The 14,489-nt window shown below is 47.7% G+C and carries 12 protein-coding genes; 6 read left to right on the top strand and 6 right to left on the bottom strand.

What is annotated here, in order from left to right; translation table 11 throughout:
- Positions 1–12 precede the first annotated feature (12 nt).
- Entirely contained in the window at positions 13–960 is a 948-nt protein-coding gene (locus J4G07_00540; GenBank protein MCE2412466.1) for a histone deacetylase, read from the top strand.
- A 1-nt stretch (position 961) separates the two neighbouring features.
- On the opposite strand, the gene ubiE is transcribed toward J4G07_00540, so the two are convergent.
- The 4 genes from ubiE to J4G07_00520 form a co-directional block, all read right to left on the bottom strand.
- Positions 962–1,672, bottom strand: a complete 711-nt coding sequence (ubiE, locus tag J4G07_00535) for a bifunctional demethylmenaquinone methyltransferase/2-methoxy-6-polyprenyl-1,4-benzoquinol methylase UbiE (protein MCE2412465.1) — start codon at positions 1,670–1,672, stop codon at positions 962–964.
- Between the two features lie 16 nt (positions 1,673–1,688).
- Positions 1,689–4,085 (bottom strand): phenylalanine--tRNA ligase subunit beta, encoded by a 2,397-nt coding sequence (locus J4G07_00530; GenBank protein MCE2412464.1) that lies wholly within the window; start codon positions 4,083–4,085, stop codon positions 1,689–1,691.
- Between the two features lie 171 nt (positions 4,086–4,256).
- On the bottom strand, positions 4,257–5,033 hold the full coding sequence (locus J4G07_00525) for a hypothetical protein (protein ID MCE2412463.1): 777 nt from the start codon (positions 5,031–5,033) through the stop codon (positions 4,257–4,259).
- A 96-nt stretch (positions 5,034–5,129) separates the two neighbouring features.
- The gene (locus J4G07_00520) at positions 5,130–5,906 is read right to left on the bottom strand and encodes a hypothetical protein (protein ID MCE2412462.1); all 777 of its coding nucleotides are present in this window, start codon (positions 5,904–5,906) and stop codon (positions 5,130–5,132) included.
- Positions 5,907–6,195: 289 nt separating this feature from the next.
- On the opposite strand from J4G07_00520, the gene J4G07_00515 reads away from it, so the two are divergent.
- From J4G07_00515 to J4G07_00505, 3 genes are all read left to right on the top strand, one after another.
- A complete protein-coding gene (locus J4G07_00515) occupies positions 6,196–6,960 on the top strand; it encodes a sugar phosphate isomerase/epimerase (protein ID MCE2412461.1) in 765 nt (254 codons plus the stop codon).
- Between the two features lie 80 nt (positions 6,961–7,040).
- The gene (locus J4G07_00510) at positions 7,041–7,847 is read left to right on the top strand and encodes a hypothetical protein (GenBank protein ID MCE2412460.1); all 807 of its coding nucleotides are present in this window, start codon (positions 7,041–7,043) and stop codon (positions 7,845–7,847) included.
- Positions 7,831–8,793: a hypothetical protein gene (locus J4G07_00505; GenBank protein MCE2412459.1), complete on the top strand. Its 963-nt coding sequence runs from the start codon at positions 7,831–7,833 to the stop codon at positions 8,791–8,793. Before J4G07_00510 ends, J4G07_00505 begins: the two co-directional genes overlap by 17 nt.
- A 2-nt stretch (positions 8,794–8,795) precedes the next feature.
- On the opposite strand, the gene J4G07_00500 is transcribed toward J4G07_00505, so the two are convergent.
- Positions 8,796–9,428, bottom strand: a complete 633-nt coding sequence (locus J4G07_00500) for a HEAT repeat domain-containing protein (GenBank protein ID MCE2412458.1) — start codon at positions 9,426–9,428, stop codon at positions 8,796–8,798.
- Between the two features lie 279 nt (positions 9,429–9,707).
- Between J4G07_00500 and msrA the strand changes: the two genes are divergently transcribed.
- Together msrA and J4G07_00490 are read left to right on the top strand one after the other, a co-directional pair.
- Complete coding sequence (gene msrA, locus J4G07_00495; protein ID MCE2412457.1) at positions 9,708–10,247, top strand: peptide-methionine (S)-S-oxide reductase MsrA; 540 nt, start codon at positions 9,708–9,710, stop codon at positions 10,245–10,247.
- Positions 10,240–11,847: an efflux RND transporter periplasmic adaptor subunit gene (locus J4G07_00490; GenBank protein MCE2412456.1), complete on the top strand. Its 1,608-nt coding sequence runs from the start codon at positions 10,240–10,242 to the stop codon at positions 11,845–11,847. The genes msrA and J4G07_00490 overlap by 8 nt, the downstream gene beginning before the upstream one ends.
- A 99-nt stretch (positions 11,848–11,946) precedes the next feature.
- Here J4G07_00490 and J4G07_00485 read toward each other — a convergent pair whose 3' ends face one another.
- Positions 11,947–14,289, bottom strand: a complete 2,343-nt coding sequence (locus tag J4G07_00485) for a hypothetical protein (GenBank protein MCE2412455.1) — start codon at positions 14,287–14,289, stop codon at positions 11,947–11,949.
- Between the last annotated feature and the right edge of the window lie 200 nt (positions 14,290–14,489).

The following is a 14,489-nucleotide window of genomic DNA, read 5'->3' as shown; positions in this document are numbered from 1 at the left end:
TCAAGCACGATCATGACACAAAAAACAGGATTCGCCTATCATCCAGACTACCTTAATCACGATACCGGTCCAAACCACCCGGAACGACCCGATCGGCTGCGCGCGAGTTTAGCCGCTCTTCAGGAAAGCGAAGTCTGGGAACAGTTACACCCCATCGAACCAACACCCGCAAGCGTCGCTCAACTCTGCTACGCACACGAACCAACCTATCCTGAACACATTCAGCACTATTGCGAACGAGAATTGCTTCTCACCTACGATACTCCCGTTGTGAAGGCTTCTTATGATATAGCAAAACTTTCCACGGGTGGGGTGCTGCGTGTCGCGGATGCAGTCGTAACAGGAGCAGTAGAAAATGCCTTTGCTATGGTACGTCCACCCGGACACCATGCCACGCAAAACCAGAGCATGGGGTTTTGCCTATTCAACAATATTGCGATTACCGCTCGTTATCTTCAACGGGAACACGGCATCGGAAAGGTCGCGATTGTGGATTGGGATGTCCACCACGGAAACGGCACACAAGACATTTTTTATGAAGATGAGACGGTCTTCTTTTTCTCTATCCACCAGTCGCCGCTCTACCCCGGTACAGGTTCGAGTTACGAACAGGGTAGCGGAAAAGCACGTGGCACAAACCTGAACGCACCGATGCCCGAGGGGAGCGGTGATGACGAATACATCGCAGTCTTTACGGATGTTCTCATCCCTGCCTTGAAAGATTTCTCACCTGAGGTCATCTTAATTTCAGCAGGATTCGATGCACACTACCTTGACCCACTCGCAGGGACTGAACTCACAGCAGACGGATTTTCTACACTGACAGACCTAATTCTTGAACTTGCCGAGGAGACCGCATCGGGGCGCGTTGTTTCTGCGTTGGAGGGCGGTTATAGTTTAGAAGGGGTTTCTGAATCGGTTGTAGCACATGTAGAACGGTTGGTTAAAGGTAAATCCTGATTCAGATAGTTATCGGTTTCTTTCCAACGTGGATCGAAACGATACCGAACGTTTGCCGATAGAACTCTACATCCATCAATCCACACTGTTCCATAACGACTTTCAAGGCATCGCAATTCGGGAACTTCATGACGGAACGGGGGAGATACCCATAGGCATCGTCCTTGCTCCCGGAGATCAAGTTCCCGACGAAAGGCAGGATCTTGGTGAAATAGAAATAGTAGAGACTCCGAAATAATGGATTCACGGGCTGCGTAAACTCCAAAATAACGACTCTGCCTCCCGGTGCCGCTACGCGCGTCATCTCGCCTATTCCCATCTCCAGATCTGAGACATTTCGGATACCGAAACCGACAGAAACAACGTCGAACGTATCATCTGAAAAGGGGAGAATAAGGGTATCTGCTGCCAGAAAACTGGTGTCTGTTCCTCGTTCCTTCCGCTCCACCTTCTCATCACCGATAACCAACATCTCAAAGCAGAAGTCTGAAGCAATAACAAAACCTTCTGTCCCGATTTTATCGGCATACGCAAGAGCGAGTTCACCCGTGCCGGTGCAGACATCCAGGACCTTGCTCCCTAAGTCAACACCGCTTGCTTTGACCGTTTCGCGACGCCAGACAGCATCTCGTTTAAGGCTTAACAGGGCATTGAGGAGGTCGTAGTGGCGCGAGATGGCTGAAAATAGATTCCTTATTCGATGGGCATGCATAGTTCTGATCGGGCATCTACATTCGCAATTCTGCGCCTAACTCCCGATTCAGGCATTTGACAACCTTATCGTGAAGGGCATTGACCGCTTTATCTGTCAACGTTTCTGTCGCAGAATGATAGGTGATCGTATAGGCGAGACTCTTCTTACCTTCCGGGACTTGTTCACCTTCATAGACATCAAACAGACGCACCGAGTCTACGGAGTCCCCACCTGTTGTATAGATAAGCTCGGTGGGCATATCTGACAATATATCTTTATCTACGACGATCGCAAGGTCGCGCGCGACCTTTGGATAGATGGAAATGGGTTCAAAGCATTTGGCAAATGTAGTAGCTTCCGCTAAGCCTTCAAGGTTAAACTCAAAGAGGTATGCCTTATAGGGTAAATCGTAATTTTCGAGAACTTCTGGATGTATCTCGCCGAAGACACCGATCCGTTTGTCACCCAATAGGATTTCCGCGTTCCGACCCGGATGGAAGGTGGGAGTGTCAGTGTTCTGTAGCGTCCAATCGACAACGCCGCAAACCTCAAGCAGCCCTTCTACCAATCCTTTGATGTCAAAGAAATCTGGCGGTCGGTACGGATCACTATAGACACCTTCCCCGACTTGCCCAGCAAGAACACCTGCAACACGTTCCGGTTCTTTCTCTTCGCCATCATGGACGAATACACCACCGATTTCAAAAAGCGCGATAGTATCTATCTGATGATTACGGTTATGCTGTGCGTTTTCGAGTAGTCCCGGCGTTAGTGTGGTGCGTAACACCGACATCTCTGGACTCAACGGATTCCGGAGTCGCAAGGTGTTACGAAGCGGATCATCTGTATTCAAACGGATCTTATCAAAACAATTGGGATCGCAAAAACTATAGTTTATCGCTTCCATCATGCCAGCGGCAAAAAGAAAATGTTTAATCCGCTTACGGATTTCTGTCTTCGGGTCGGGTGCTGGCACAGGAATATCGCCTTTGGGCAATGTTGTCGGGATATTATCGTATCCGTGGACACGTGCGATTTCCTCAATAAGGTCGATTTCGCGAGTAACGTCCGACCTGAATGTCGGCACAGTGACTTGATAAATCTCTCCGGTAGCGTCCACGTCGAAACCGAGGCGATTTAGAATCTTCACCATCTCTGATGCTTCGAGTGTTGTCCCTAATACGAAATTGACGCGCTCCGGACGGAGTTGAATTTCGGTCAATGGCTGCTGTCCCGGATAGACATCAACAATGCCTTCACAGACAGTACCGCCTGCTAATTCGGCAATGAGTTGCGCCGCACGATCAATGGCAGCGAGGACTGTCCGCGGATCGGCACCACGCTCAAATCTGTAGGAGGCTTCCGTGCTGATTCCCAACGCCTTTGCGGTAGCACGAACACTTGATGGATTGAAATAGGCACTCTCCAATAGGATATCACAGGTCGCGTCGGTGATTTCTGAATCGTAGCCCCCCATAATTCCAGCGAGGGCAACAGGTCGCTCGGCATCGGCAATGACGAGCATATCGGGTGTGAGTTCGCGTTCAACTTCATCGAGAGTTGTTATTTTTTCACCCGCTGTGGCGCGACGAACAACAATGCGATTCTCTGTGAGCTTGTGATAATCAAAGGCATGGAGCGGTTGTCCATATTCCATTAGGACGAAGTTAGTAACATCAACAATGTTGTTAATAACACCTATACCAACGGATTCAAGCCGCTGTTGCAACCATGTTGGGGATTCTGCCACTTTAACACCTTGAATGAGGCGTGCTGCGTAACGCGGGCAAAGCTCTGGGGCATCAATCGTAACAGACGTCAGGTCCCTGACGTTAACGTCACTTTCCGGCAAGTCGACAACCGGTAGTTTTAAAGGATTTCCGGTTTCCGCTCGGATTTCGCGAGCGACTCCGATCAGGCTGAGGCAATCGGGACGGTTAGGTGTAATCTCCAGTTCAAATACGACATCGTCCAATCCAAGAGCCTCTGAGAGGGGTGTTCCAAGGGGTATATCCGTCGATAGTTCCATCAAACCGGCAGCATCGTCAGAGAGCCCTAACTCCTTTTCAGAGCAGAGCATCCCTTGCGAAGTTTCGCCGCGCAATTTCGCGCGCTTGATTGTAAACCCCGCAGGTAGTGTTGCACCGATTGTAGCGACAGGTGCGAACATACCCTCTTTGACGTTCGGAGCACCGCAGACAATCTGAAGTTCCTCAGCCCCACCCGTATCTACCTGACAGAGAACAAGTTTATCTGCGTTTGGGTGCGGTCGAATTGAGGTGACGCTACCGACAATTACACCTTCGAGTTCGGCTCCGGGATGCTTAATGGATTCTACCTCAATACCTAACATCGTCAACCGATCAGCGAGTTCAGTTAGAGAAAATTCAAAATCGATGTAGGCTTTAAGCCAATTTAAGGTCACATTCATCAAAGTTTTTCGGTCTGGAATCCTCCGATTTTAATAGCGGAGGAAAACCGTCCTCTTTTTTTATACAAATAGACGATAAAGTCGTTACTTACTTCATATTTTCTTTTCACAAAAGAACTGGCGGCATTGTAGCCGCCAGCGATTCGTAGAAATTTTGGATAGCGTTTGCGACTATTGTTGTCCTTTGAGTTCACCCCACGTAACAGCGAGTCGGTCGCGCGGGTCAACCGGCGTTGCTGGACTTGACGCTTCTCGGAAGTAGTCAAAAGTGACAGTCATCTTACCCGGACCTTCGCCGTCGCAAATGCCGACGTAGATGCCTACCTCAAGTGGTTCTGCGAGTTCGTTGGTCACTTGGCTCACCGAGACCCAGTCACCTTCTGCATTCGGCTTGAACCATGACTCGTAATCATCACCATCGCGTTTGATGCGCAGTTCAATCGGGATAACACCTTGATCTGGTCTATAGCCAGCTAATTCACCGACATATCCCAAACCTTCATCATCGTTTTCACGGCGTTGGTATTGAAGGACCGCATTGTTGTCGTCCGCACCCCGCCCCCATAACTTCAAGGTCACCCACTGGCCATCTCGGCCCTGGTGGTCCTGTGTTGTTGCAGAATACACGACAATACCAGCGACAGTGCAAGCATCGGCGTAGTCAACAACCATTGAGGTCTCGATGTCGAATTGGTCCTGATCCGTGACCTGATAGAAACGTGTGGTGGTATCGGCACCCCATAAGTCCTGGTTGAAGCCTGCCTCGGCAACGAGAAGTCCATCCTTCAGTTCCCAAGGACTCTTATCACCATCCTTGACCTGCCAGAAGGATTGAAGGTCTTGACCGGTTCCATTGAATTCATCGCTCAGTAAGGTTTGCGAGAAAACGCCGGGGATGAGATATACCGACAGGAACAAAATTGTAGCTATACAAATAATCTGTTTCATTAACATATCCTTTCTAATTTTTCCGTACGGGACGCTATTTGCTGGCGGCATTGGAGCCGCCAGTAATTTCGTAGAAGTTGCAAATAGCGTTTGATGCTATTGTTGTCCTTTGAGTTCACCCCACGTAACGGCGAGTCTGCCACGCGGATCAACTGGTGTCGCCGGACTTGAGGCTTCTCGGAAGTAGTCAAAAGTGACGGTCATCCTACCAGCAGCACTTTCGCCTTCGCAAATACCGACGTAGATGCCGACTTCAAGCGGTTCTTCGAGTTCGTTGGTCACTTTACTTACCGAAACCCAGTCGCCTTCTGCATTCGGCTTGAACCATGATTCGTATTCATCGCCATCGCGTTTGATACGCAGTTCAATTGGGATAACACCTTGCTCTGGATTGTAATCGGGTTGTGTACCGACATACGGTGCGGCATCATTTTGACGACGCTGGTACTGGAGAACAGCGTTATTATCTTGTGCAGCCCCGCGACCCCACAATTTCAATGTAACCCACTGGCCATCGCGGTCTTGGTGATCCTTCGTTGTTGCAGAATATACAACAATGCCAGCGACAGTACAAGCATCTGCGTAATCAACGACCATTGATGTTTCGATGTCGAATTGGTCCTGGTCCGTGACCTGATAGAAACGTGTGGAGGTGTCATCGCCCCACAAATTCTGGTCGAAACCTGCCTCGGCAACGAGCAGTCCATCCTTCAACTCCCAAGGGCTCTTATCACCATCTTTGACCTGCCAGAAGGATTGAAGGTCTTGACCGGTTCCATTGAATTCATCGCTCAGTAAAGTTTGCGAGAAAACGCCGGGGATGAGACATACAGACAGAAAGAAAATTGTAGCTATACAAATAATCTGTTTCATTAAGATATCCTCTCTATTTTTTGCGTACAGGACGACTTTTTTCGGTACTCAATGGGATCCTTTTATCCCTCAGATGATTCTTGGTGCGTCTGTACAGATAATTCATCTGGAATATATTAACACATCGATGAGAAAAAAATCAACTTTTTTCGGACAGATTCGTAATTAACAATACAATGTAAAAAAGAAAAAGTGGATCTCCTTGCAATTCGTGCGAAGACTATGTTAAAATGCAGAATTGATATGAATAGTACTCTGATTTAAAGTTGTGTCCTTTAGGAGGTAGTCTATGAAGGTAGGTATTCGGGACGGGATGTTGCCCGTTTCTTTTGAAGAATCGTTTCAGAAGGCAAAAGAGATCGGGTTTGATGGGGTCGAGATTTGTATGGGAGTCAACTACCGTGAACATCTACTCTGGCAAGATGGCGGCATTGATAAAGTGAACAGTTTGGCAGAAGCCGCTGGTATTGAAGTGTCTTCACTGTCACCGGGTGGCTTCACGGCGTACTCATTTATGCATCCGACGGATAGCACACGGACCGAGGGAATCGCAAAATTACAATATTTGGCGGAGACGTGTCCGCAGCTCGGTGCGAACGTGATTTTGGTGCCGTTTTTCGGGAACGGTCAGATCGAGAATGAACACATCAGTGCATCACGGTTTCTTGATGGGTTGAAAGCGGCTGCTGAAACCGCTGAAAAACATGGCGTTTTCCTTGCCATTGAATCAACGTTAAGTGCTGAACAGCATCAGCAGATTATTGATAATGTCGGCTCGTCAGCCGTTGGGGTTTATTACGATATGGGGAACGCCACGGGATTCGGCTACGACTCACCGTCGGAAATTCGGAGCTTGGGGAGTGCGATCACACAGATGCACATCAAGGATACTGGCGGCAATCACGCCGGTGAGGGCGATGTTGACTTCCCTGCCGTTTTTAATGCTGTCCATGCAGTTGGATATGATAGTTGGTTTGTCCTCGAAACTCCCAGTAAAGATGATCCAATTGCGTCCGCCGCGAAAAACCTCGATTTTGTGCGAAACAGTTATTGAGACAGAAACGGAGGTAACATTCGTTATCAGGAATTTATGCACTTCAATATTGGATCCCGTCTCATGATGAAGGAGTCGGCATGAACAGCCCAAATACGATAGCGCCACGTTCGGAAAGTAAGAAGTTACTGTCCCTACCGACGCAGCAAGCGGAGCAACTTTTTCAAAGTTACGAGAAGCAGCAGCAGTTGGATATCCTGAGCGCGACTCGTAACCCAAAATCACGAGAGAAACTCTACTATCTTGTGCCCGATTGCACCGAACTTATCCAAGAGAGCCCTACCGAAGATGTCCTCCAAGTCTTGGACACGATGCTCGGGACAGGACTTGCTTCAGTCTTATTGCCATGTCTTTCAAACGATCAATTTGAGGAACTGCTGGACATTGCTGTCTGGCGCGATGGCAAACTCGATGAAGAGTCATTGGACCTCTGGCTTTTTGAACTTTCTGAATGTGAACGGAACGATCTTGGACGGTTTCTCAGAGAACTTGATATCCGCTTATTGGCAGCACTTCTCCACAATCGTGTCACACTTCAGGATGACCACAGTGGGATGCTCCTTGAAGCCGGGTATCTTGATCCAACTTCACCAGCAATTGATTATGCAGATGAACGCGCTCGGGCGATTTGTAATGCTATCTGGGAAGCAGATGATGAAGTTTTTAGAACATTCATCAGGGAACTCTTCGCAATTGATACGGAAGAAGACGTTGAAGCCGAACTTGCCGCTGTTTTCGATGCTGTACAGGCGGATAGAGCAGAACGCGTCGCAGCGCGTGATAAAGAAGCCGGTATTGATGTTACTGAAGCTGACCTCATAGAGAAGGTCGACTTAGAGTCGCTTCAATTAGATGACGATGAGGATGACGATGACAAAAACAAATAGGTTTTCCCTCGTCGCCGAAGCGCAGCTTGACGGACGACTCTTCCTCGCACAAGCCTTAGCGCACGGAGACACTTTCGGTGGAATTCCTCGTGAACGGGCGGATACGCTTTATCAGAATATAGCCGCTATTGCACACAAACTTATCACAATGAAGACGACCGACCTCTCCGATCAATCGGGGCTGCGGACGCAGATTCAGACGGCTTTCACGCTCACCAGTCTTGGGTTGGAGTATGGCAGCAAGGGCGATCTTGACAAAGCGGTTCGACTCCTCTGTAAAAACCGGGTCGTCAAATTCTTCCAAATCGGGAATACGCTGACAGAAAAATTGTTAGACAGAGCACGCCAACTTTTAGAACACGGTGTGATTCTACCCCCTGATAGAGATGAAGAACGTGTTCTCGGTGCTACCTATACTGACCTTGAAACAGAAGGTATTCAGATTTATACGCAAGCGGAACTCGAATTCTTAAAGGCGTTGTTGACTTACAGAACCACGATCCGGTGGCTTCAAATAACCATCAGAGATACAGATGTCCCACGAGCCCTTATCCATTTGGCTGAAGTCAATGTGATCGATCGGCAGTTGGCGTGTATCGAAAATCGCTGCGACTACGTAAAAGCCTTACCACTGGATAATCTGTTCGCATTGGATCCACCCATCAGTATTTTCCCCAACCCTATTGAACACCTCACACTCGGATTGATAGTCAATCTTGTCCTCTATCGCCAAGTTGATTTTCAGTTAGATGACGACACACGGCAGGATTTCTACAAATTAGCCTATGAGGATGGCGAGATTCGGCAATCACTCCGGGAGCAGTTACTTGACTGGATAGCGCAGTATCTCGAACAAGCGCACCAACCTGAACCTGTGAAGACGTATGCTGTCTCTTATTGGGATGAGTGTCTCCGAATGGCAGGAAAGAAAGTTTCGACTGAATAGTCTCAGCGATCTGCCAATCCTTTCTTTGCGTCTGCAATTGCCTTGCGGGCTTGTGGGGTGCCAATATCGTTCAAGGCGCGTTCCGCCATACGGCGGAGGTCAGCATTAGGGGAATTAAGTGCTACAACGAGAGGATCGACGGCAGGCGTACCTATTGTAGCCAAGGCACGCACGACAAGACGACGGACGTTCCATTCCGAATCTGTAAGTGTGTTGATGAGCGCAGGTAAAATTGTATCAAGCGGTGTCCCGATTTCACCTATTGCATAAGCGGCATGCAACCGAATATCCGCTGTCTCTGCTGTTAAAGCATCGATGAGATACGGCACGGCAGGTTCACCTACATTTTGTAAGGCGACGGAACCAACAACACGGAGGTTTTCATCGGGATCTGCCAGCACAGAGATAAGTGCGGGGACAATTCGAGCAACAGGCGTTTTGATTTCGCTGAGCGTCCACGCCGACATCTCACGAATCTGCGAATTCTCATCGGATAATCCTTGGATGAGCGCATCGACCGCTTCAGGACCTATCTTGACTAAGGCTTCGGTGGCTTCGGTGCGACGCACAGCCGCTCTGTCACCCAGCTGATTGACAAGTGCTTTAATCTGTTGTTCCTGTGACTCGCATCCCATCAAACACAGGAAAACAAAAAATAAAAAGAAACGTTTCATGGGTTACGAGTGTAGCACAGTTTTCCGCTTTTTGCAAGTTGCCGTCCTTAAAACTTCACGGAGATCCATTTCTTCTGTAGGAGGGAAGAAACCCCCAGCAAAAACCCTCCGATTCCCGACGTTTGAAAACTATGGGCAAAATTTGAAACCTCACCAGCAAATTCAAGTTACGTTATTACAAGTTACATTGTAAAGGAGAGTCACGGAGTTCGTCACAGCGCGAAAGCCGTCATCAAAGAAATGAAATTAGAGACAGCGACATTTGGAGCAGGTTGTTTTTGGTGTGTCGAGGCAGTCTTTCTGCAGGTGGAAGGTGTTCACACGGTCGTCTCAGGGTACACCGGTGGCACCACTGTCAATCCAACGTATCAAGCGGTGTGTATGGGAATGACGGGCCACGCCGAAGTCATTCAGATTCAGTTCGATCCAGACGTTATTTCCTATGAAGCGTTATTAGAAATTTTTTGGCACACGCATGATGCAACAACCTTAAATCGGCAGGGTGCTGATGTCGGGACCCAGTACCGTTCAGCGATTTTCTATCACACGGAAGCGCAACAACGTATCGCGGAAAAATCTAAAGCCGAGATGGACGCATCTGATATGTGGGACGCTCCGATTGTGACAGAGATTACCGCCATAGATGTCTTCTATCCTGCCGAAGATTACCACCAAAACTATTTTCAATTGAATCATAACCAGCCCTACTGCCAGTTTGTGATTCACCCAAAGATGAGAAAGTTCACAAAGGATTTTAAGGATAAACTTAAAAATGGTTAATAGACATATTTTAAAAGCGTACACTGCGATTTATGCCAGAATCCTAATGTTAAAGCGGACAAATAACCTGAGACAATCACTTCTACTGAGCGTTTTCGCTATTATCTTTTCCTCCAGTGTTGGAAACGGAGTCGCCCAAGAGGCAGCATCACCGCTCGCTGTGCCAGTAGCCACAGCGAGACGCGGGACGATTGTTTCCACAAAGCAGTATACCGGACATTTAGAACCGCACGCTGAGGTGAAGGTGTTTGCCAATGTTCCGGGGAAGATTATTGCCCTGAAAGCGATTGTTGGGCAAAGTGTGGCGAAAGATGATGTGCTTGCCGAGACGGATTCAAGAGAAGCGGCACTCGCCGTAATAGGTGCGGAATCGGCATTAAGCGGTGCAAAGTCCCGACGCACATTGACGGAAGCAAACACCCAAGCGGATGTTGAATCTCAGTTGGCGGTTGCTCAGGAGACGTTGATGACTGCGCAATCGAACCTTGTGGAGACACAATCACTCGCTGAAATGCGTGTCCGTAACCAACTTGTGCAGGCAGAAGCGACGTCCCAAGCGGCCAAGGAAACAATTGAAAAATCGAAAACAAATGCGGAACAAAGTTTGGAACGCACGAAAGTGGAGCGCGATGACGCTGAAGCAGATTATGAGCGAAACAAATCACTCCATGAGAAGCAACTCATCAGTGATAGCAATTTTGAATCCGTAGAGAAACGTTTGAGATTGGCGGAGATCCGTTTAGAGGAAGCTCAGGTTACAGCGCGACAGTTTGAGGAAGAAGCGGAATTAGCCGTTGCTCGGAAACTCGTGGAGATCCGCAGCTGGGAACGCGAGATCGCTTTGGCAGAATCAAAGGTCACCCAAGCGCAGGCCGACCTCACCGCGGCACAGAAACTGGTAGAGGCAAAATCTTGGGAGCAAGAGATTGAAATTGCGAGAGCGGCGGTGAGTCAAGCCGAAGAACAACTCAAAATAGCGCAAGAACGGGCAAATGCTACAACTCTTAAATCTCCAATTGATGGCGTTATTGCCACGCGCCACTTGAATATCGGAGATTATGCAGGATCCGCCGCCTCACCGACAGGGAAACCAGTATTTACGGTTATTGGCGTTAAGGCACTCAGAGCCATTTGGAACATGCCTGTCACGGACGCGCGTCGCATTCACAGTGGCGATCTTGTTCTGATTTCTACGGATACCGGTATTCGGAATATCGTTGGCACGATTGATTTTATCAGCCCAACGGTTAACCGTGAAGACAACACCGTTCTCGTCCATGCAACGGTGCCGAATTCTGTAGGGACCCTCTCTCACAATGGCGGTCTGAGACCGGGTGGCACAATCACGGTTTCTGTCAAAACAGGTGAGCGGAAAAATGTGCTACTCCTTCCATTACATTCAGTCTTGCACATTCAAAATGGGAGCGGAACTATCTTTACCGTTGAAGGGAATACGGCACGCCGGGAACAGGTCAGCGTTGGTACTGTTTACGGTGGTGAGATAGAGGTTACCGCGAGGCTCTTGAACGGCACATTGGTGATTGTTGGTGAACACCACCGGTTACAGGATGGAACGCCAGTGTCTATTATTCGGGATTAGATATATAGAAACGGAAGCAATTTCCTCACAGCTACTTCATTCAAACCTGAATCACTATCCAACAGAAAATCGTATAATCTGTAGGGGTAGGTCTGGTGCCTACCCTGCCTTTCTTTTGGTTTGCTTGAGTTCCGACTCGGAAATCTGGATCCCTGTGAGGACCTCCAGTTTACCCGAGTATTCCCACCCCTCGGGGCGAGCTCTGAGCTTCTGGATGCGGTCAATGACCGCTTTCCGGTAGCCCGGGGAATGGCGAATGACCTTGTGGAATTGGTCATTCTTAAGACCCAGCTTCTCGCGAATTTGACGCCAACTCATCCGCTTTGATCCAGCAGCGTTGATCCGCATCTCAACGACTTTTACCGCGACCTGGTTGCGGTCCTCTTTAGTCGTATCTGCGACGTAACGCTCGGAAATGCTGGGCTTTTTCTCTCGGGACTTGCCCTTAGTTGTCCGAGAGACTGCTTTGACATTCGCTCGTGTCAGTTTGGCGGTGTGACCTGCCTCCAAAGTTACGTCGCTTGCTGCGCTGTCTTTTTCAACTACCTCTGTAGATTTTTCAGACTGGGTCTGGTAATCCATGAGATAGTCTTCTTCTGTTTCAGAGACTCTCAAGGGCATCTTATGAATGCGACTATCGTGTAACATTTGACTGTTGTCTACCTTCAGTTTCTCCAGCATCTTTTCCCAAATTTGCTCGATGGAATGCTCAAATTGAAAATCTCCAAAATCCGCTGTTTCTTTTTTCAGTTTCTCTCCTCTAAGATAGATTCCCGATTCGTCTAACTTCTTTCCAGTGGGTGGTAACAATTTTATATTCTCTCCATTTCGCTCAAGCAACTGTAACTCCTCAAAAATGGCAAGACCTGTTTCAATACTAAGTTTTGCTATACCCGATTCGCTATAGAGATTTCCAATCGTAATAAAATTACCGTTTGTTTCTGCGAGATTTGTCAATTCTGGGTACAACTTTTCCAACATTTCCCTATCTGGATACTTTTGAGTTAACCCTTCCATATCCTGTTCACTATTGTAGATGAGATGTAGATACGTATTCTTTTCCGATGTAAAAGCAGGTTGACACCGATCGAAGAATGCCTCTGAGCTCGGGGCAAGATGACAAAAGACAAAATGTTCAACACAGTGTGAGGGTATTGAGGTAGAAAATGCGGTGTCTGAGACGATAGCAGTTAATTCACCCTTCCGAAGTTTTTCCAAAATCTCCGTGTCTTCCGCAGTAGAGGTTTGGGCATTATGCTCTCCAATAAATTTTGCTTTCTCCGGTCCGACAAGGGTCAACAACTGATCAATTTTCTCTTCACTCTGGACATAGATGATGGTAGGTTGTTTTTGTTCTAACAGATCCAGAAGGTAATTCTTTTTCTCTGTGTTTCGTCGATCAAGTATTCGGGCAGCAGCATCAGTGCCGAGAGGCGGAAATACTGCTTGATCGCCGATTGCTACTGTGGTTAATAGATTCCGTGTGACTGCATGGTGTTTCTCAGAAGCATCCTTATTAACTTGCACCGATGCGAGTTCATTTGATGTAGCAGTGAGTCGTTCTTCGGAGGTACTCCGTTCGATTTTCATTACCTCTAATTCTTTCGAGATGGTTTTGAGGTGTTTCTTATGATCAGTTCTCTCTGCTTCGGATTTTTCTAAACGTTGTTTCACGCCCGCCAGTTCCGTTTTACGTTTGTCATTCCGCACTTGTGCATTTTTTAACTGCCTATCTAATTTCTTGCGTTGTTTCTCTTTCGTATCTACCTGTTCTGAAAGTGCTGCATTTTTCTGTTCGTATTCGCTTTTTTCTACTTCCGTAGCCGCTAAGCGTTGCTCCACTTCCGAGAGGGTCTTCTTATGTTTTGCATTGTCCGCTTCTACAGCCTTTAGGCGTTCCTCCGTTTCCATGAGACGTTCCGCGGTATCATCAGAAAAGAGTTCATCCCGGATCTTCTCGACTTTTCCCTGTTCGTCAGAACTATTGATTTTCCCAAGTACCTCAGCAATATGAAATAAATGGGTCCGAACGAATTCGGAGTCTATTTTTGTATCTTCATGTTCCCCAATATTTCGTCCCGCTCTTATCAACCATAACCTACTCTGAAAAGTCATATCCGAGTCGAATTGCTGGGCAAAACCATAATTTTGTCTATTTTGTTCGATTAGCCAGTTTTTTTGGATAATTGGTGGAAAGTAACTAAAGTCAATTGCGGATTCGATATCATCTCTCTTATCCAATATTGCCCAAAATTGGTCTGCTTGTTGATGTGATAAAGCGTTGGCAATCAAATCTTCGGGGGTTTCCCCGGGAACCCGCCTCAAATGACGAACAATGAAAAAACGCATGCAATTCCTGTATATTCGGAGTGCCTTACTCAAGGCATCTTCCAAGTCCTCCTTGTTGGGGCTTTTTAGTGTACTCAAGTCTACAACCTCCATGTAGATATTTTCTTTACCATACCATTTCCTCAGTTGCTTGTCAACCAGAATGCAAAGCAGGCAATTATGGTAGATTTTAGAATTACCTATACACTCTACACCGGTGCGGTTAGGAAACCGCACCATAGGTGTCAATTTAGGGGAAATAGCGTATTTCTTGCGATGAGAAAAGCATTCTCAAGCAGAAGCACTCCCTCGGA

The sequence above is a fragment of the Candidatus Poribacteria bacterium genome (assembly GCA_021295715.1).
GTDB lineage: Bacteria > Poribacteria > WGA-4E > WGA-4E > WGA-3G > WGA-3G.
Note: the sequence above shows the minus strand (reverse complement) of the source record. Positions and strands in the feature narration are given on the sequence as shown.